Annotated in this window: 16 protein-coding genes and 1 pseudogene; 8 read left to right on the forward strand and 9 right to left on the reverse strand. The window is 61.7% G+C overall.

Annotation, left to right across the window (positions count from 1 at the left end; genetic code table 11):
• Nucleotides 1-20: 20 nt before the first annotated feature.
• The 7 genes from IE061_RS03640 to IE061_RS03670 all read right to left on the reverse strand — a co-directional run bounded on the left by IE061_RS03640 (nt 21) and on the right by IE061_RS03670 (nt 7,130).
• On the reverse strand, nt 21-1,025 hold the full coding sequence (locus tag IE061_RS03640; protein WP_193461010.1) for an ion transporter: 1,005 nt from the start codon (nt 1,023-1,025) through the stop codon (nt 21-23).
• A 33-nt stretch (nt 1,026-1,058) separates the two neighbouring features.
• Nucleotides 1,059-1,577 (reverse strand): acyl-CoA thioesterase, encoded by a 519-nt coding sequence (locus IE061_RS03645; RefSeq protein ID WP_039182865.1) that lies wholly within the window; start codon nt 1,575-1,577, stop codon nt 1,059-1,061.
• Between the two features lie 86 nt (nt 1,578-1,663).
• Nucleotides 1,664-2,974 carry a short-chain fatty acid transporter gene (locus IE061_RS03650; protein WP_096921492.1) on the reverse strand — a complete coding sequence of 437 codons (1,311 nt, stop codon included), beginning with the start codon at nt 2,972-2,974 and terminating at the stop codon, nt 1,664-1,666.
• Nucleotides 2,975-3,126: 152 nt separating this feature from the next.
• Nucleotides 3,127-4,431, reverse strand: coding sequence for an MATE family efflux transporter (locus tag IE061_RS03655; RefSeq protein ID WP_096921491.1), 1,305 nt, complete (start codon nt 4,429-4,431; stop codon nt 3,127-3,129).
• Between the two features lie 3 nt (nt 4,432-4,434).
• A complete protein-coding gene (locus IE061_RS03660; RefSeq protein WP_039182874.1) occupies nt 4,435-4,683 on the reverse strand; it encodes a YfhL family 4Fe-4S dicluster ferredoxin in 249 nt (82 codons plus the stop codon).
• A gap of 72 nt (nt 4,684-4,755) precedes the next feature.
• Nucleotides 4,756-5,250 (reverse strand): pantetheine-phosphate adenylyltransferase, encoded by a 495-nt coding sequence (gene coaD / locus IE061_RS03665; RefSeq protein WP_189463903.1) that lies wholly within the window; start codon nt 5,248-5,250, stop codon nt 4,756-4,758.
• Nucleotides 5,247-7,130 (reverse strand): beta-ketoacyl synthase, encoded by a 1,884-nt coding sequence (locus IE061_RS03670; protein WP_039182882.1) that lies wholly within the window; start codon nt 7,128-7,130, stop codon nt 5,247-5,249. Before IE061_RS03670 ends, coaD begins: the two co-directional genes overlap by 4 nt.
• 219 nt (nt 7,131-7,349) lie before the next feature.
• Here IE061_RS03670 and trmB point away from each other — a divergent pair, with 219 nt between their 5' ends.
• From trmB to IE061_RS03695, 5 genes are all read left to right on the forward strand, one after another.
• Nucleotides 7,350-8,015 (forward strand): tRNA (guanine(46)-N(7))-methyltransferase TrmB, encoded by a 666-nt coding sequence (trmB, locus tag IE061_RS03675; RefSeq protein ID WP_193461011.1) that lies wholly within the window; start codon nt 7,350-7,352, stop codon nt 8,013-8,015.
• Nucleotides 8,016-8,090: 75 nt separating this feature from the next.
• Entirely contained in the window at nt 8,091-9,569 is a 1,479-nt protein-coding gene (dacB, locus tag IE061_RS03680; protein WP_189463904.1) for a D-alanyl-D-alanine carboxypeptidase/D-alanyl-D-alanine endopeptidase, read from the forward strand.
• Between the two features lie 25 nt (nt 9,570-9,594).
• Nucleotides 9,595-9,966 carry a diacylglycerol kinase gene (locus IE061_RS03685; protein WP_016916107.1) on the forward strand — a complete coding sequence of 124 codons (372 nt, stop codon included), beginning with the start codon at nt 9,595-9,597 and terminating at the stop codon, nt 9,964-9,966.
• Nucleotides 9,967-10,064: 98 nt separating this feature from the next.
• Nucleotides 10,065-13,031 (forward strand): bifunctional [glutamate--ammonia ligase]-adenylyl-L-tyrosine phosphorylase/[glutamate--ammonia-ligase] adenylyltransferase, encoded by a 2,967-nt coding sequence (glnE, locus tag IE061_RS03690; RefSeq protein WP_193461012.1) that lies wholly within the window; start codon nt 10,065-10,067, stop codon nt 13,029-13,031.
• A 144-nt stretch (nt 13,032-13,175) separates the two neighbouring features.
• Nucleotides 13,176-14,069: an AEC family transporter gene (locus IE061_RS03695; protein WP_193461013.1), complete on the forward strand. Its 894-nt coding sequence runs from the start codon at nt 13,176-13,178 to the stop codon at nt 14,067-14,069.
• A gap of 37 nt (nt 14,070-14,106) precedes the next feature.
• Here the strand turns inward: IE061_RS03695 and IE061_RS03700 are convergent, their stop codons facing one another.
• Nucleotides 14,107-14,490 carry a hypothetical protein gene (locus tag IE061_RS03700; RefSeq protein WP_096921484.1) on the reverse strand — a complete coding sequence of 128 codons (384 nt, stop codon included), beginning with the start codon at nt 14,488-14,490 and terminating at the stop codon, nt 14,107-14,109.
• 205 nt (nt 14,491-14,695) lie between these two features.
• On the opposite strand from IE061_RS03700, the gene IE061_RS03705 reads away from it, so the two are divergent.
• On the forward strand, nt 14,696-16,318 hold the full coding sequence (locus tag IE061_RS03705; protein ID WP_193461014.1) for a BCCT family transporter: 1,623 nt from the start codon (nt 14,696-14,698) through the stop codon (nt 16,316-16,318).
• A gap of 41 nt (nt 16,319-16,359) precedes the next feature.
• Nucleotides 16,360-16,512: a hypothetical protein gene (locus IE061_RS03710; RefSeq protein ID WP_157779947.1), complete on the forward strand. Its 153-nt coding sequence runs from the start codon at nt 16,360-16,362 to the stop codon at nt 16,510-16,512.
• Between the two features lie 38 nt (nt 16,513-16,550).
• Here the strand turns inward: IE061_RS03710 and IE061_RS03715 are convergent.
• Nucleotides 16,551-16,988 (reverse strand): annotated as a pseudogene (locus IE061_RS03715) (GGDEF domain-containing protein); the annotation flags it as partial.
• Nucleotides 16,989-17,035: 47 nt separating this feature from the next.
• Here IE061_RS03715 and IE061_RS03720 point away from each other — a divergent pair.
• Nucleotides 17,036-18,382 carry an MFS transporter gene (locus tag IE061_RS03720; RefSeq protein ID WP_193461015.1) on the forward strand — a complete coding sequence of 449 codons (1,347 nt, stop codon included), beginning with the start codon at nt 17,036-17,038 and terminating at the stop codon, nt 18,380-18,382.
• Nucleotides 18,383-18,395 lie beyond the last annotated feature (13 nt).

An 18,395-nucleotide genomic window follows, 5' to 3' on the forward strand; every position in this document is an offset into this window, starting at 1 on the left:
AGGGCCCGTGGCCAGCCGCCTCACTCGTAACGATCTTTCCAGCGCTGTCGCGCTACCTGCTCCTTGAGCATCTCCAGGATATCCAGCAGCACCTGCTCGGTTACCTGCTGGCTACCCTGGTCGACCTGCAGCCAGCTATCGAAGCCGCTGTCGGCGGTCTGCTCCAACAGTCGGCGAAAGGCCGGGGAGTGCAGCTGTTGGGCAATCTCGTCCACCAGCCGCTGGGCAACGCCGCTCAGCGACGCTTCCAGGGCGCTGGATGCCGCGTGCCCCATGGGCAGGCGCTGCAGGCGACGGATCTCCGGGCTTTCGCGCAGCGTACGGCTGACCAGCTCGCTGATGGCGGTCTGGATGGCGCTGCGGTTCTGCTGATAGGCCTGCCCTGCGGTGGCTTCCAGGCGCTGGGTGATCTCATGGATCAGCTGGCGTTTGCGCGGCATGATGACCCGCTCGATGACCCGCTCCGAGAGGGAGTCGCTGGACGTGATCTGCTGTTGAACGTTGCCTAGCAGGCGCAGAGCGATACGGTCCGAGAGCTCTTCCAGCAGAATGTCGTAATACTTGGCAAAGAAGCGGTAGAGCGGCCACTGGGTGACCGTGATGAGACCAAGCCGATGCAAGCGGTGCAGCAGCGACACCACACGCAGGATGCGCAGCAGCCGGAAACCGCCCACCGGAATACAGCCCAGTACGTCGTACCAGTGGACGAACGGGTAGAAAAACCAGCGGTGATAGCGCCGTTCGGCGATGGCCACCGTCCAGCCCAGCAGGACATCGGCCACGAACAGGCCGACAAACATCAGGTCGATGGTGGTGAAGCGGCTATGGATCGTCGTGTCGTAGGCCGCATGGGCGCTCGGGGCCATGGCGGCGAAGGCTTGATTGAGCGGCTCGATCAGAAACAGCGAGTCGAACAGCAGCAGGCCCAAATTGACGGCCACTGCCGTCAGGATCAGCAAATCCCAGCCGATATGTGCGTATTCGACCCCCTTGGGCAGATGGGGGTAGCGCCGCCTGATGGGCATGGTGACTCCTTGTCATGACGAATAGGGCAGCGACTAGCGCTGCCGGTGATGCTGCTGGGCCCGCTCCTCTTCCTGTTCGGCCTGCTTGCGCAGCTTCTTGCGCAGGGCGGCTTTTTCGAAGCGCAGCTTCTGTAGCGGCGTCTCCAGTGCCAGCGGCGGCACGCGAGCCGGTTTGCCCTGCTCGTCCACGGCCACCATGGTCAGGTAGCAGCTGTTGGTGTGGCGTATCAGCTTGGCGCGAATGTCTTCCGCCACCACTTTGATGCCGATTTCCATGGAGGAGCGGCCAACGTGATTGACGCTGGCCAAAAAGGTGACCAGCTCACCCACATGGATGGGCTGCTTGAACAGGACCTGATCCACCGAGAGCGTCACCACGTAGTGGCCCGAGTAGCGGCTGGCACAGGCATAAGCCACCTCGTCCAGCTTCTTCAGGATAGCACCGCCATGCACTTTGCCACTGAAATTGGCCATGTCGGGGGTCATCAGGACCGTCATGGACAGTTCGTGCTGGCCAGGCAGTGGGCTGTGTTCAAGCGTCGTGTCGGTCATGGAGATCACCTTGTGAAAGCCAAAAAATACCCGCCCCCTGGCGCGCTGGCCGAGTGGGGCGGGTGGTCAACAGCGTAGCGGGTGGCTTAGAACCAGACCAGCCCTATCGAGATGATCGCGCCGGTAATGAACAGCTGGATCAGACAGAAGCCCATGATGTCCTTGGCCTTGAGCCCGGCAATGGCCAGTACCGGCAGCGCCCAGAAGGGTTGCAGCAGGTTGGTCCAGGCGTCGCCCCAGGCAACCGCCATGGCGACCCGAGCGATATCCGCTCCGAGTGCTTCGGCTGCCGGTAGCATGACCGGTGCTTGAACGGCCCACTGGCCGCCGCCGGAGGGCACGAACAGGTTGACGATACCGGCGCTGATGAACGACCAGAACGGCAGCGAGTTAGCCGTGGCAAACGAGACCAGCCACTCCGACATGCTCTGCGCCAGGCCCGACTGCACCATGATGGCCATGATCCCCGCATAGAAAGGGAACTGGATGACGATGCCCGCGCCGCCCTTGATGGCTTCGTTCAGGCTGGTAAGCAGGTTGCGCGGCGTGCGGTGCAGCACGATCGCCAGGAACAGGAACATGAAATTCACCACGTTCAGGTTCAGGCTGCCGCCGCGCAGCAGGAAGTGGTCCAGCAAGAACAGCAGGCCAGGTACACCCACCAGCAGGGCCAGCGGCATGCTGTTTTCGAGCTTTTCGGCAGGACGGGTAATGCGACCGACGGGCTCGGGCTCGTCATCCAGCAGCCTGGGGTCTACATACACGCTGTCCTTTTCATCCGGCAGCATCAGACGATTGACCAGCGGTACGGCAATGAACAGACACACCACGATGGCCAGGTTGAAGAAGGCAAAAATCGTCGAGCTGGTACTGATGACGCCGATCTGATCGGCAGAGAAATGCCCCTCGGTGGCGATGGTGAGCGGCACCGAGCCTGCGAGCCCGCCGTGCCAGACCACGAAGCCGGAGTAGGCGCTGGCCACCAGCAGGCGATAGTCCACCTTGATCAGGCGGGCCAGTTCCTTGGCGAACAGGGCCCCGACGACCAGGCCGAAGCCCCAGTTGATCCAGCTGGCGGCCAGCGAGACCAGGGTGACCAGAATGATGGCCCCGCCCGGCGTTTTGGCGGTACCGGCAATTTTCTGCAGGATGCGCTTGACCGGCGGCGAGCTGGCCAGCATGAAGCCGGTGACCAGCACCAGCAGCATCTGCATGGAGAAGGTCAGCAGTCCCCAGAAGCCATCTCCCCACATGCGCAGTACGGCCAGGGGCGTTTGTCGCTCGACGGCGATGGCCGCTACCGCCGCTACCAGTGTCAGCAGCAGCACAAATATATACGGGTCGGGTAAATAGCGTTCGACCAGCTTGACCGCCGGTTTCGAGATGAGTTTTAGCATGGAGTGCTCTCTTTATTCGTTATTAGGAAGTGCGCGGCTAATATACGGCGGTGCGGCATAATTTTCACCCCTCGACGACTCACGGAGCGGCCCCCTCAAGCTCACGTTAGCGTAATTGGCCAAAGCCGCCCGTTGTGGGCTTCAACGCTAGCTTAGCGAGCTGGATGGTCGCACCACCGGGTGCGCCGGTAGTGGCGGTAATAGAGAATCAGCACCAGCGAACGTGTCACGGTGAACAGGGTGAGTGCCAGCCACAGGCCATGATTGCCAGCATCCTGCAGCCACCACCAGCAGGGCAGGTAGACGGCCAGCCCGGCAAAGATGCTGTTACGCATTTGGCTGACGGCGGTGGTGCCAATGAAAACGCCGTCCAGCAGGTAGCTCCACACGGCGATCAACGGCATCAGCACCATCCAGGGCAGATAGACGGCGGCCACCGCGCGCACTTCTTCCAGCCCGGTGAGCAGGGCAATCAGCTGGTTGCCGAACAGGGCAAACAGCAGGGCGGCGGCCCCGGCGGTCCAGAAGGAGAAGCGTGCCGTGGCCCGGACGGTGGCGGCGAATGCTGGCCAATCACGGCGCCCGTAGGCTCTGCCCACCAGCGATTCTGCGGCGTGGGCAAAGCCATCCAGAGCGTAGCTGGTCAGCATGATGAACTGCAGCAGCACGGCGTTGGCGGCCAGCACGGTATCCCCCTGGCGAGCCCCCTGAGCGGTGAAGAATGCCATGGCGAACAGCAGCCCCAGTGTGCGCACGAACAGGTTGGCGTTGACATTGAACAGCGCCGCATAGGCGTTCCATGCCAGCAGCCGCTGGCGCTGAAAGTGGCCCTCGAGAAGCCCCAGTTGGCGCATCACCAGATAACCGCCAAACGCCAGCGCGCTGTAGTCGGCCAGCACGCTGGCCAGCGCAACGCCGTTACTGGTCATGCCCAGCCCCACCACGAACCAAACGTCCAGAAGGATGTTCACACCGTTGGTCAGCAGCAGGATCATCAGCGTCACTCGGGAATTCTGCTGCCCCAGAAACCAGCCCAGGATGGCATAGTTGGCCAGCACGGCAGGGGCCGACCAGAGTCGGATTTCAGCGTATTCCCGGGCCAGCGGGGTGGCCTCGGCGCTGCCGTCCAGCAGCCACAGCCCCAGCGAGATCAAGGGGGAGCCCAGCAGGATCAGCAGCACGCCAATCCCGGCGGCGATGATCAGCGACTGGCCCAGCAGGTTGCGTACATCGCTTGGTGCATCGCGCCCCATGGCTTGCGCCACCAGGCCAGTGGTGCCCATGCGCAGGAACCCGAAGCCCCAATAGAGAAAGCTGAACAGGGTGGCCCCCAGCGTGACGCCTGCCAGGTAGCGGGGGTCGGGCAGGTGGCCCACCACGGCGGTATCCACCAGTCCCAGCAGCGGGACGGTGATGTTGGAGAGGATGATGGGCCAGGCTAACGCCCAGATACGCACGGGTCAGGCTGCAGTGATGATGCGATACTTCTCCATCAGCTGTTCCTGAGTCTCGGGACGTTCCGGGTCCAGAGGAATACAGTCGACCGGGCAAACCTGCTGGCACTGAGGCTCGTCGAAGTGGCCAACGCACTCGGTGCACAGGTTGGGGTTGATGACATAAATCTCCTCGCCGGGAGAAATGGCATCGTTGGGGCATTCGGGTTCACAGACGTCGCAGTTAATGCATTCGTCAGTAATCATCAGGGCCATGGGCATACCTCACGAATGGCGGAACACTCGGGCGGTGATATACCCGAGTGTTTTACTCAACAATAGCGATGGTTAACCAGTGTAGTGCTTACGCAGCGCCTCTGCGACCTGCGGATGCACCAGTGCTGAAATATCGCCGCCCAGCTTGGCGATTTCACGCACGATGGTCGAAGAGATGTAGGAGTTTTCCACCGCAGGCGTCAGAAAGACACTTTCCAGCTCGGGGTTCTGGGCGCGATTCATGTTGGCCAGCTGTAGCTCGTACTCGAAATCCGAGACGGCGCGCAGGCCGCGCAGAATGATCGTCGCGCCCTGTTCGTGCATCATGGTGGTGAGCAGCGACGAGAAGCCGATCACCGACACGTTCTCCAGCGAGGCGCACACCTCCTGAGCCAGCGCAATGCGGGTCGGCAGCTCCAGGGCGGGGCGTTTGCCGGGGCTGGCCGCCACGGCGATGACCACCTGATCGAACATGCGCGCACCCCGCTCGATGAGATCGAAGTGGCCATTGGTGATGGGGTCGAAGGTGCCGGGGTAGACCGCGATATTGCGGCGTGGGGCGCTCATGACTGCCCCTCGCCGTTCAGTGAGCCAAACGGGTTGTCGACGTTCAGCGATACCGCCTGGTGGTAGCCGGGGATATGAATGCGGTCTGCCTGGATATCCAGCTCCGGGCCTTCCAGCACGGCTTCGCCAAACTGGTAGCGCGGGGCGTAGTGGCCCTTGTCCGCCTGGCTGAGATACGCGGCGGCCTGGGCACGCACGGTTTCCCGCTTGGCTTTCCAGGCCTCCACGGCAGCGCTGCCATGGCGCTGGAGGAGCAGCCGCTCGGTGACCTGGGGGGACAGCACCACGCCGGTGGCGTTATTGCCACCAAACCCTTTGGCGTTGATGAAGGCCGCATCGGCGCTGAACGCCTGGGGCGTCGTGGAAAAGCGCAGCCGCTCGGCATAGACGTCATCGGCTACTGCATCCAGGGTGGGAATGCCCGGCAGCAGGCCGTGGGCGAAGCTGCCCAGTGCGCTGGCCAGTTGATCGCCCGCCGCAGAGCCCTGGGAGTGGCCAATGAACGCCTTGATGGCTACCACCGGCCACTGCTCGATTCCGTTCGCGCGGGCAATCTCATCGAATACATGGGATTCCGTGGTGCGGTTCTTCGGCGTACTGGTGCCATGGGCATGCAGATAGGTACGCTCCTTGAGCGCGGTCTCTCCCAGCATGTTCCTGACCAGCGCCGCAGCCTTGCCCAGCGTGATGTAGTTGCCGATCCCGGGTGCCGAAATGGAGCGCTTGAAACCGTCGGCGTTGACGAACACGTCAGGGACGGCTCCCAGAATGTCGGCCCCCAGCTCCAGGGCCAGCGCATCGTCCATCAACAGCACGAACTGGCTGGCTTCGGCCATGGTGAAGCCGCAGTTGCGGGCAAACGGGCGGCAGGCGCGCTGGTAGTCGGCATCGGTGAGCAGGGTCAGGGCGTCCAGGGCTTTCAAGCTGGCGTCGTCTGCCAGCGCGCCCATGGCCCGAAAGCCTTCGATGATCTCGGGGGTGATCGGCGCATCGGCGGTGCCGACCATGACCACTCGGCGGCGTCCGGCGCGAATGTCGTCGATGCCCAGGCGCAGGTTGTAGAGGAAGCTGGCGCAGGCGCCCAGGGCCGCGCCGGTGCCGCCCACGCTGCCCAGTACATAGGCATTGAGGAAATCGGCCGGCATCTGCCCATACCCCAAGGGCATCTGCTTGGACGTTGCGCGCTGCCCGCTGACCAGGCTTTTCAGCAGCCCGCCCCAGCCTTCGTCATCCAATTGGCCAATCGAATTGCCCGCATAGACGGCGATATGGTCAGGGTTGAGCTGCTGGCGCAGGGTCTCCCAGTCAAGGCCACTGGCGCCGAGGCAGTCGCTGGCCCCGAAAATGGCCATGGCCAACCCGCGCGGATGATGCACGCTGCGGTACAGGCTGGCCGGGTCGAACCCGGAGGGCAGCTGTGCGGCGGCCTGAACCTTGGGTTCCTGGGCATCGGGTAGCAGGACCTCCAGCATGCCTGCCGGCAGGGTCACTTCTACCTCTCGTGCATCCAGCTCGCGTACTTCCCAGCCTTCCGGCAGTTGCTCGGGCAGTTGCCGACGGCGCAGGGTGACGCGCACGGGCTCTGCCAACGCCAGTTCTGCACGGCGGTTGGCAGGTAGGCCCGGCGCCTGGAAGCGGGGGTCCTCGTTCCGACGGATCAAGGTGTGGTCGAGCACCTGCTCACGCAGCAGGCTGGCAGGCGAGTCAATAGGCTGGCCTGTGCTGTCTTGCCATCCATGGTCGGAGTGCTCGGCAAGACGCATGAGCGCGGCCAAGCCTTCCAGTGTCTGGCGCTGCTGATCGGCTGGTAAAGCATCAAGCACGGTGCGGCGGAAGGCCTGATGGCCCGAGGTTCTGCCGGCGGGATTGATGCCGCCCATGCCGACAATCACCGGTAAGTGTGACAAGCCGGGTTCCTCGTGGTGCGGTGGTGTTTAATGACAGTTATCGCCAGGGGGCCCTTTCATGGCGCCTTACCTGAACTTAATAGTGAGCTTGAACATCGACTCTGGCGTGATCATAGCACCGGGCGAGCAACGGCGTCATGCCGCGCAGCCGGGAGACTGGTAGAATCACGTTTTTTTCATGCAGGGGATGTCATGCAGCACACCTCACGATCGGTGACTTCCAATCAACCGGGCCCACACCAGGATGTGGTGCGGCGCGTTGAGCGTGCCTTGGCGCATCCGCTGCGCAAACCCATCGCCGACCATACTCGCCTGGCTTTCGAGCAGGCGGAGGCCTGGCGGCGACAGCATCCCGCACCGTTGATCATCGATGCAGGATGCGGGGTCGGGCTATCGACCCGCCGTTTGGCGCAGAGGTTCCCTGATCACTGTGTGATCGGCGTTGACCGCAGCGCAGATCGGCTGGGGCGAGATCACGGCGAGCTGCCGGGCAATGCGCTGCTGGTGCGCGCTGACCTGGTGGATTTCTGGCGTTTGGCGCGGGAAGCCCAGTGGGCGTCTGCGCGTCATTATCTGCTCTATCCCAACCCTTACCCCAAGTCGGCCCACTTGAAAATGCGCTGGCATGGTCACCCGGTTTTCCCCACACTGTTGGCGCTGGGTGGGCGGCTGGAGCTGCGCTCGAACTGGGACCTCTACGTGGAGGAGTTTGCCCAGGCCGTACAGGTGGTCACCGGTCGCGAGGCGGCGGTGGCACAAGTAACGCCCAGCGGCGATTATCTGACGCCGTTCGAAGCCAAGTATGATCAAAGTGGCCAGGCGCTATGGCGCTTGACCATCGATTTAGAGCGGCCGTAGCGAGTCTCTTCCTGAGCATGGCCAGCGTTTTCCACGATGAATCTGTATTGATACTGTGTACTGAGGTAGTCCAACGTGACGTGTTTTTTTAATTTACCTGCGCGCTGGCTGCGTGGCAGTGTCGTGGCGGGTATCGCCAGTGCCGCGCTCTGCGCCAGTACCTCCCTGTGGGCGGATTTCACTCGGTTGAGCCAGCTGGAAGCCAAAGGGTTTTCGGTGAGTGCCGAGGCGCGCCTGCTGGAGGGTGGCAGCCCCGGTGACCTGCTGCTGGGAAGCCTGAACCCCGAGCGTCAGCTGGCGCCTGCGTCGGTGACCAAAGCCTATATGGCGGCCGCGCTGCTCAACCGCTTTGGCCCTCAACACCGCTTTACCAGCCAGCTGGTGAGCACCGCGCCCGTGGAGAATGGCGTGCTCCGTGGTGACCTGGTGTTCGAGGGCGGCGGTGACCCCGGACTGACCAGCGAAGACCTCTGGCGGCTGGTGCAGCGCCTGCAGCTGGCCGGCGTCGAGCATGTGGACGGCGCGCTGGTGGTCAGCCAGTGGCGCTTTGGCCCGGTGGAGTGCATCACCACCGACCGCTGCAACGCACGCACGCGGGTCGCCAATGCCTACAGTGCGCCGCTGACCTCGGCGGGGGTCAACTTTGGCACCTGGTGCGTCAACGTGGCGCCCGCCACCACTGCCGGTCAGCCTGCGCGCACGGGCTTGTGCGACAGCACCGCGCCGCTGATCGTGATCGACAATCAGGTCGTCACACGTCCGGCCAATAGCGGTACGGAAATCAGCGCAGAGCGGATCACCGATGAGCGTGGCGACGTCATGCGCCTGACGGGACAGATTTCCACCAACGCGGCGGCCCGGGATGTCTATCGTGGGGCTGGCGATGCGGCAGAGCAAACGGCACAGCTTCTGCTGGCCATGCTGAATCAGGCGGGGGTGACGGTACGTGACCCTTGGCGAGTGGGCTCGACGCGTCCGCCCAGCGAAGCGCGTCGTCTGGCCGCCGTCGACGGTCAGCCGTTGCAGGAGCTGCTGCTGCGGACGATGAACTATTCCAACAACTACATGGCCGATGTGCTGGCGCTGAACCTGGTGGAAACGCCCCAGGCACAGCTGCGTCAGGCGGGCCAGGCCATCGAGGCCTATGCCCAGGGGCTGTCTGGCCACGGCCCGATCACGCTTTCCAGCGGTAGCGGCTTGACCACGGACAACCGCACGTCTGCCCATGGTACCAACGTGATGCTGGAAGACATGTATCGTCAGAGCGCGCTGTTTCCGAGCTTCGTGGCATCGTTTCAGTCGCCTGCCAACGGAGTGATGCGCTTCATTCGCCGCGGTTCGCCCACGTTCCAGAATAACGTCATGCTCAAGACCGGTACGCTGAATCAACCCTTTGCCGTGCGCGCAGTGGCGGGCTATTTCCGCACGGCGCAAGGGCGCTGGGGAGTCTTCAGCGTACTGGTCAACGGCAGCGGCAGTACCCCTTATCTGAGCTGGCCGGAAGTGCTCGACCCGCTCTCCCTGGATCTGGATGCCATGATCCTGGCTCATTAATCAACGTGCAGACGAGACAACGGGCATGAAGCCACAACACACCGGGTTAACCCATCTGGTTCACTCCACGCGCTACTCATGGAAAGGCCTGAAGGCCGCGTTTCGTAACGAAGCCGCCTTCCGTCAAGAGTTGGCCATTGCCGCCGTACTGCTGCCGTTTGCCTGGTGGATCGGCGAGGGCCCGGTCAGCTGGCTGCTGCTGGTGGGCAGCCTGCTGCTGGTACTGATTGTGGAGCTGTTGAACAGCGCCATCGAGAATGTGGTGGACCGTATCGGCACCGAACACCACGAACTCTCTGGCCGTGCCAAGGATATCGGCTCGGCGGCGGTCATGCTGTCACTCATCATGGCGGGGCTCACCTGGGGCCTGTTAGGCTGGGAGAAGTGGCTGGGCTGACCCGCTCCCATGGCCCAGGCAAGCAATGAAAGGCCCCAGCAATGACCGACAAGCAATGAGTCGTGTCACTTCGACGTGCGTTAGGCGCAGAGGTAGATATGCAGACACCGCAGGCTCTCTTTTCCACCACCACGCTGCCTGACGCACTGTCAGGCCCGGCCGCCGACGCTCGGCAGCGCCTCGTAGATGCCCTGACACAGGCCGACAACTTGGCCTCGATGACCGGCAAGGCACTGCCTTCCGGGCCATGGCATGACCTGCCAGAGGCGCGTCGTGAAGCGCTGGCCCGCGTGGTGACGGTCTCGACGTTCGCATTGGAAACCCTGGCGCGCTTTCCCCACTGGCTGGCCGAGCTGGAGGCTTCTGGGGAGCTGGACCGCGCTCCCGACAAGGCGACGCTCGTGCAGTGGCTGCACGACGCCCTGGCAGGCTGCGAGGAGGAAGAGAACCTGCAGCGTACCCTGCGCCGCTTTCGCCGTGCCCGTATGCTGGGCATCGTCTGGCGTGACCTGAATCGGCCTGCAGGCGCCACCATGTGGCAGACGGCGCAGTCGGTTTCCTGGCTGGCAGAAGTGTGCATTGAGGCGGCACTGGGTTGGCTGGAAAACTTTTACGCCTCCCGATGGGGGCTGCCTGACGGGCGAAGTGATGGCTCACCCCAGCGCCTGGTGGTGCTGGGCATGGGCAAGCTGGGCGCGGGCGAGCTGAACCTCTCCTCCGATATCGACCTGATCTTTGCTTTCCCCGAAAAAGGCGAAACCCAGGGAGGGCGCAAACCCCTCGAGCATCAGGAGTATTTTACCAAGCTCGGCCAGCGCTTGATTGCTGCCCTGGATGCCATGACGGCTGACGGCTTCGTGTTTCGCGTGGACATGCGTCTGCGCCCGTTGGGCGACGGTGGACCGCTGGTGGGCAGCTTCTCGATGCTGGACAGCTATTATCAGGATCAGGGGCGTGAGTGGGAGCGTTACGCCATGCTCAAGGCGCGCCCCGTGGCAGGGGATATCGATGCCGGGCAGACGCTGCTGGCGAGCCTGCGCCCGTTCGTCTATCGCCGCTATCTGGACTTCGGCGCCATCGAGTCGTTGCGCGAACTCAAGGCGATGATCAACCGGGAAGTCAAACGCAAGGGCATGGAGAGCAATATCAAGCTGGGGCCCGGGGGCATTCGCGAAGTCGAGTTCATCGTGCAGGCGTTTCAATTGATTCGCGGTGGGCGGGATACCGAGCTGCAAGTGACGTCGCTGTACACGGCCCTCAATCGTCTGCCTGAACTGGGCTTGCTGCCCACTGCCGTGGTGGACGAGCTGCTGCCGGATTACGCCTTCTTGCGTGATCTGGAACATGCCATTCAAGCCCTGGAAGATCGCCAGACCCAGCAACTGCCCACCGATGACGATGATCGCGAGCGGGTTGCCTTCGCGCTGGGCTACGACGGCTGGTCATCCCTGCAGGAGCAGTTGAACCGCGTGCGTGAGCGGGTGCGTCGACACTTCGATGCCGTGATTGCCGACCCCGAAGAAGAAGCCGACGAGCCGCAAAGCGAAAACGCCCTGGCGCAGTGGCGCTTGCTGTGGCGCGAAGAGCTGGAACCCGACGAGGCGCAGGCCTTGCTGGCCGGGGCAGGGTTCCATGAGCCGGAGCGAGCCCACAAGCGGCTGGTCAGCCTCTACCACTCACGGGCAGTGCAGAGCATGCAGCGCATAGGCTTCGAGCGGCTGGACGCCCTGATGCCGCTCCTGCTGGAGGCGTTGGCCAGCAGCGACGCGCCGGACACGGCATTGGCGCGGGTGCAGCCCTTGATCGAGGCCGTGCTGCGGCGGACGGCCTATCTGGCGCTGCTGCGTGAAAACCCCCATGCGCTGGAGCATCTGATGCGGCTCTGCTGCGCCAGCCCCTGGATTGCCGAGCAGCTGGCCAGATACCCCATCCTGCTCGATGAGCTGCTCACTCCGGACACGCTCTACACACCTGCCGACAAGGCGCGTCTTGCCGACGAGCTACGTCAGACGCTCAATCGCCTGCCCGAGGATGACGAAGAGGCGCAGCTGGAAGCACTGCGGGTATTCAAGCACGCCCAGATGCTGCACGTGGCGGCATCGGATGTGGTCGGTACGCGGCATCTGATGAAAGTGAGCGATTACCTGACCTTCATTGCGGAAGTGATTCTGGAAGCGGTGCTGGCCATGGCCTGGAAGCACTTGGCCCGCAAGCATGGCGTGCCCCCTGGCTGTAATAACCGTGAGCCGACGTTTCTGATCATTGGCTATGGCAAGCTGGGCGGCATCGAGCTGGGCTACGGCTCGGATCTCGATCTGGTGTTCCTGCACGACAGCGACGGCAAGGGCGCCACCGATGGTCCGCGTTCGCTGGACACCCCGGTCTTCTTTACTCGCCTGGGGCAGCGCATCATTCACCTGCTGACGGCCATCACGCCTGCGGGCAGCCTTTACGAGGTGGATATGCGGCTGAGGCCTTCGGGCAACGCTGGCCTGCTGGTGACCTCGCTGGAGGCTTTCGCCGACTATCAGCGTCAGAATGCCTGGACCTGGGAGCACCAGGCGCTGGTGAGGGCCCGCGTAGTGGCGGGCAGTGACGCACTGGCCGCTCGCTTCGAGACGCTGCGAGGTGCGATTCTGGGCGTCGAACGTGCCCAGGACACCTTGCGCAGCGATGTGGTCAACATGCGCCACAAGATGCGTGACCATTTGGGCAGCAAGGGGGTGGCCAATACCGTGAGCACCGAGGGCACCTTCGACTTGAAACACGATGCGGGTGGCATGGTGGACATCGAATTCCTGTGCCAGTATGCCGTGCTGGCCTTTGCCCACCAGACGCCCGCGCTGCTGACCTACAGCGACAATATCCGCATTCTGGAAACCCTGGCCGACAGCGGGCATATCACCCCCAGCGAAGCCGAACAGTTGAAAGAGGCTTACCTGGCTTACCGCAGCCGTACACACCGGGCCGCGCTGACCGGCGAAAAGGCCGAAGGCGATGCCCGCGAGCTGGCGAGCCATCGTCACGTGGTGGCAGACCTGTGGCAGCGTTTTCTGGGCGCCTGATCCACCAAGGGCTAATGGGCAGCCGCCATGCAGAAAAGATAGGCTGAAAAAGATAGCCTGATAAGCAGTAGCCTGATAACAACAAGGACGACAGGACATGCATGCCACAACCCCAGCGGGCTCGCCGGTTCGGCAGGACCGCCCATGACCGGCCACATACTCGCCACGCTGCTGCCGGTGTTCCTCATTGCTGGCTGCGGCGCTGCCTACGGGCGCTACCGCAGCCCCGACATTGGCAGCCTGAATACCCTGAACATGGAGCTGTTCGTGCCGCTGCTGGTATTTGCCGTACTGGCAGACCGCCAAGCGCCGCTGGCCGACTATGCCTGGCTGGCAACGGCGGCTGCCCTGGTGGTGCTGGGTTCCGGCCTGGTGCTGTGGCCAGTGGCCAAGTGGCTCTCGCTGGACATCAAGGTCTTCCTGCCGCCCATGATGTTCAACAACTCCGGAAACATGGGAGTGCCGCTACTGGTGCTTGCCTTTGGGCCCGAGGCGCTGCCCGCTGCCGTGGTGGTGTTCATCATCGAAATGCTGCTGCATTTTTCGGTAGGGCTTTACATGCTGGACCCGCGTACTTCCCTGTGGCGGATGCTGCGCATGCCCATCGTGGCTGCCAGTGTGGCAGGGCTGCTGGTCAATGTGGGGGGAGTAGCACTGCCCAGTTGGCTGTTGGAAGCCATGCACATGTTGGGAGGTATCTGTATCCCGTTGATGCTGTTTGCCTTGGGGGTACGGCTGCTGGAGATCGATTTCAGCGACTGGCGCACAGGGTTGCTGGGTGCCGTGCTGTGCCCGCTGTCGGGGCTGGTGGTTGCCTTGCCCTTGATGTGGCTACTGCCGTTGAACTCGCTGCAGACCGCCGTGCTGCTGGTATTTGCAGTGCTGCCCCCGGCAGTGCTCAACTATCTGGTCGCGGAACAGTACAAGCTGGGACCACACAAGGTGGCTTCGCTGGTACTGATCGGTAATCTGGGCAGTCTGGTGGTCATGCCGCTGGCGCTGGCAGCGGCCTTTGCCTGGATACAAGCACCGCCCTAATGAAGAGAATGAAGTGCTTACCAGATGGCGTGCCGACTCAGTGGCGCGGCTCGTCCTTCACTTCATAGCTGCCTTCCAGAACGTCCTGGTGTGGGCGATGGCCATGAGATGTCTGGTTTTGGGAAGAGGCATGACGTTGAGAGGCATAGCCGCCACCGATATCCTGAGCCTGCTCGGCACGCATCTGTTCCATGCGCTTTTTCATCTTGTGGCGCACGAAGGGCATCATAGCCCAGCCGATCAGCAAAAATATCAGGCCCAGTACCATGCCGACGATCATCAGCGCCCCGAAGGCAAGCCAGGTCAGCAGCAGCTTGACGCTGCCCATTACGCCAGTGGGGCGTGACTGAGCAGCTCGGGCGCGCCACTGGTGCGCAGCTTGCCAGGCAGCATTACGTTGATCGCGATTCATCTGTGGCATATATGCCTCCATCGTTCGTTTGCCTTTATTGGAACATACCCCGGTAGGCAAGTTCACTCTTGCAATCTGCATTTGGCTGATTCGTAAATGAGTAAACGCTAATTGTGCGGTGTGAAGCGCCTGACATGCGACTTCCCACATTGAGTGTTAGGATTTATGCGAGCGCACAAAAGTGTTTACCAAGTTCATTAACCAGGGTGGTGATATGACGAACCATGGAGGTAAGTCGGTATTTGTCGCATCAGCGATCATTATTTTCGGCTTGGTCATTATTGGTGCAGCCTTTCCAGAGGCCTTTGGCAATGCCGCCGAAACGGCACTGACAACCATCACGGAACTGTTTGGCTGGTTTTATCTGTTTTCGGTGTTTGGCTTTGTGGTTTTTCTGGTCGGTCTTGCCTTGAGCAAATACGGCAAAGTACGTCTTGGCCCGCAGGACAGTACACCCAGCTATAGCTTTTTTTCATGGATCAGCATGCTGCTGGCGGCCGGTTTTGGGGTAGGCCTGGTGTTCTATGGAATGGCCGAACCCATGTCGCATTACATCGAACCCCCTTACGGCGACGTTCCTGCAGAAAGCGAAGCCGCTGCCCGTTACGCCATTCAGTACAGCTATTTCAATTGGGGCATCCACCAGTGGGCGGCATTTTCGGTCGTGGGGCTGATCATTGCCTACTTTCAGTTTCGCAAAGGCCAGGCGGGGCTGGTGTCGTCGGTTCTCTCTTCGGTTACCGCAAAACATCCACGAGTGCGCCCCTACGCGTCCTGGCTGGATGTGTTTGCGGTCGTCGCCACGGTCATGGGGGTCGCGACCTCGCTGGGGTTGGGCGTACTGCAGATGAACGGTGGCTTGAACGCCGTTTTTGGCTTGCCTGAGAGCGGCTGGTGGCAGTTCGTGATCCTGCTGGTGATGTTCTGTGCCTACATGGCTTCTACCTGGTCAGGGCTGGATAAAGGCATCAAGCGGCTATCCAATCTCAACATGGTGCTGTGCATCGGCTTGATGGTCTATGTGCTGGTTACCGGGCCGACGGTCGCCATTCTGGAAACCATCACGCTGGGGATCGGGGATTATCTGCAGAACTTCATTGGCATGAGCCTGCGTATCTCTCCCTACAGCGACAACGAATGGGCCAGCAACTGGACGATCTTCTACTGGGCCTGGGTGATTGCCTGGTCTCCTTTCGTCGGCACCTTCGTGGCTCGGGTTTCCCGTGGGCGTACGATCAAGGAGTACGTGTTTGGCGTGCTGTTCGTCCCGCCTTTGCTGGCTTGCCTGTGGATCGGCGTATTTGGCGGCGCTGCGTTGAACATGGAGCTCAACGGGGATGTGGGCCTGGCGGCGGCCACGGAGGCGAATATCACGGTGGCGCTGTTCGAGATGTTTGCCCTGATGCCGTTTTCCGGTGTGCTGTCGGTCATTGCCATGATGCTGATCTTCATTTTTCTGGTGACCTCGGCAGACTCGGCGTCGTATATCGTGGCGCAAATGACCGATAATGGTTCCATCAATCCGCCGTTGTACAAGCGGATTATCTGGGGCGTGCTGATCGCGGCGATTTGTCTGACGCTGATCGTGGCAGGCGGGCTCTCCGGGCTGCAGTCGGCAGCGGTGCTGTCGGCGCTACCGTTTACGTTCATTTTGTTTATGATGGTAGTCGTCCTGGTGCGCGAGCTGCGTGCCGACCGCAAAGCCATGCTGACTCAGCTGTATCGGCGTCACGGGGAAACCCCGGTGGGGGCAGATGCCTTCGAGGCCGAACTGCTGGGTGAAGAGGAGCGGCTGCGTCGTGCGCCCAATGTGGTGAATCGGCGTATCAACAGCTAGTCAACAGCGTCAATCATAGAGGAAGCACCAATGGAGCAGGCGTGCTGATGGCCCGACAGGGACGTCACGGAGCCACGCGAAGGCAGCCCAAGGGGATGGCCTTCGACCGCTGGCTGGATCGCATCGTGACGGTGGCAGTGGTGACTGCGATGTTGGTGGGGCTTTCCGCCGTACTGGCGCACTGGCTGCTGTGACGAGCCCAGCGGTGTGGTGCCATTGCAAAAACGCCCGGCTAAGCCGGGCGTTTTTGCGTTTCGATGCGGTTTCGTCCCCGACGCTTGGCATGATAGAGCTGCTGGTCGGCGCTGCTCAGCAAGTCGTCATGACCCAAGGGGTGGTCGGGGGTGGTCGTGGCGATGCCCATGCTGGCGGTCAAGTGCGAATGCGTGGTGGAATAAGCATGGGGAATGGCCAAGGCAAGAATGGCCTGATGTAGGCAGTGGGCGGTTTGCATGGCTTCATCGGCATCCACGCCGGGAAGCACACACACAAACTCTTCCCCGCCGTAACGTGCCAGCAGGTCGCGGTGCGGTGTGATGCAGCCATTGAGCGCCTCAGCGACAGCACGCAGCGTGTCGTCACCCATGGCGTGGCCATAGTGATCGTTGAACTCCTTGAAGTTGTCGATATCGATAAAAATCACCGACAAGGGCTGATGCTGGCGTGCACCGCGTTGCCACTGCTAATCTTGAGCTTCTTTTCCTGTGAGTCCTTTATATGCTGCCCAGTGCTGCGCCAGTGATTAAAACGCCTTATGCTTCCCGCCGGGAAATTTTCGGCTGGGCAATGTTCGATTTTGCCAATCAGGCCTATACGTTATTAATTATTACCGTGGTATTTGGCGAGCTGTTTACCACCGTCATTGTGGGGGACCGCAATGACGGCTTTCGCCTGGCCAACTTTTTGTGGAGCCTTGCGCTGGCGATCAGTTATCTGATGGTGGTGATCACGGCTCCCTTGTGTGGCGCGATCATGGATTATCGTGCCGAGAAGAAGCGCTTTCTGTTCTTCAGCTATCTGGCTACGGTGCTGACCACTGCCATGCTCTATTTCGTGACGCCAGGCTACGTGGTGTTGGGGCTGCTGCTGATCGTGCTTTCGAACTATGCCTACTCCATGGGAGAGTCGTTCATTGCTGCCTTTCTTCCCGAGCTGGGGCCACCTGATGCATTGGGACGGATTTCCGGGTTTGGCTGGGCGTTGGGCTATGTGGGTGGACTGGTGGCTGCAGGTTTCACGCTGATGGTGCTGGGCGAGGCGACGGCGGATAATTTCGAGCAGATCCGCTGGGTGGGGCCCTTCGCTGCCGGGTTCTTCCTGGTGGCGGCGATTCCCACGTTCTTATGGCTGAAAGAGCGAGGAGTGCCGCAGCCTACAGGCGTTTCCTATGCTCAGATTGCTCGGCAGCGGATCATGGGGACCTTTCATGAGCTGCGTTACTTCAAAGACTTGAGCATCTTTCTGGTGTCGCTGCTGTTCTCCATGGCCGGCGTTTACATCATCATCGCCTTTGCCTTTATTTACGGGGCCCAGGTCATTGGCTGGGATGAGAGCGTACGCAACATCATGTTCATCATCGTCCAGGTGACCGCGGCCACTGGGGCCATCGGTTTTGGCTTTTTGCAGGATCGCCTGGGCGCCAAACGCACTTATCAGATGACACTGGGGCTATGGGTAGCCGCCATCGTCGCTATATGGGCTACGCCGGAACTCACTGCCTGGTTGAACGACCAGTTTGGGCTGGCGTGGCAGGCGCAGCATATCTTCTTGTGGGTGGGGTGCCTGGCCGGGTTGAGCCTGGGATCCAGCCAGTCCGCCAGCCGTGCCCTGGTGGGGGTCTTTTCCCCGTTGCCGAAATCTGCCGAGTTTTTTGGTTTCTGGGGGCTGGCCAACAAGCTCGCAGGGGTGATGGGCATCGTCATGCTGGGGGTGTTGCAGGCCCTGATAGGCCTGCAGGCCTCCATTCTTCTGTGTGTGGTGCTGTTCATAACGGCTATGCTGATTTGTATGTTCGTGAATGAACGACGGGGTCGCGATGCAGCGGCGGCCTGGAAAAGCTCCTGAACTCGTGAGGTAC

Origin of the sequence: Vreelandella hamiltonii (assembly GCF_014651795.1) — a bacterium.
Taxonomy (GTDB): Bacteria; Pseudomonadota; Gammaproteobacteria; order Pseudomonadales; family Halomonadaceae; genus Vreelandella; species Vreelandella hamiltonii.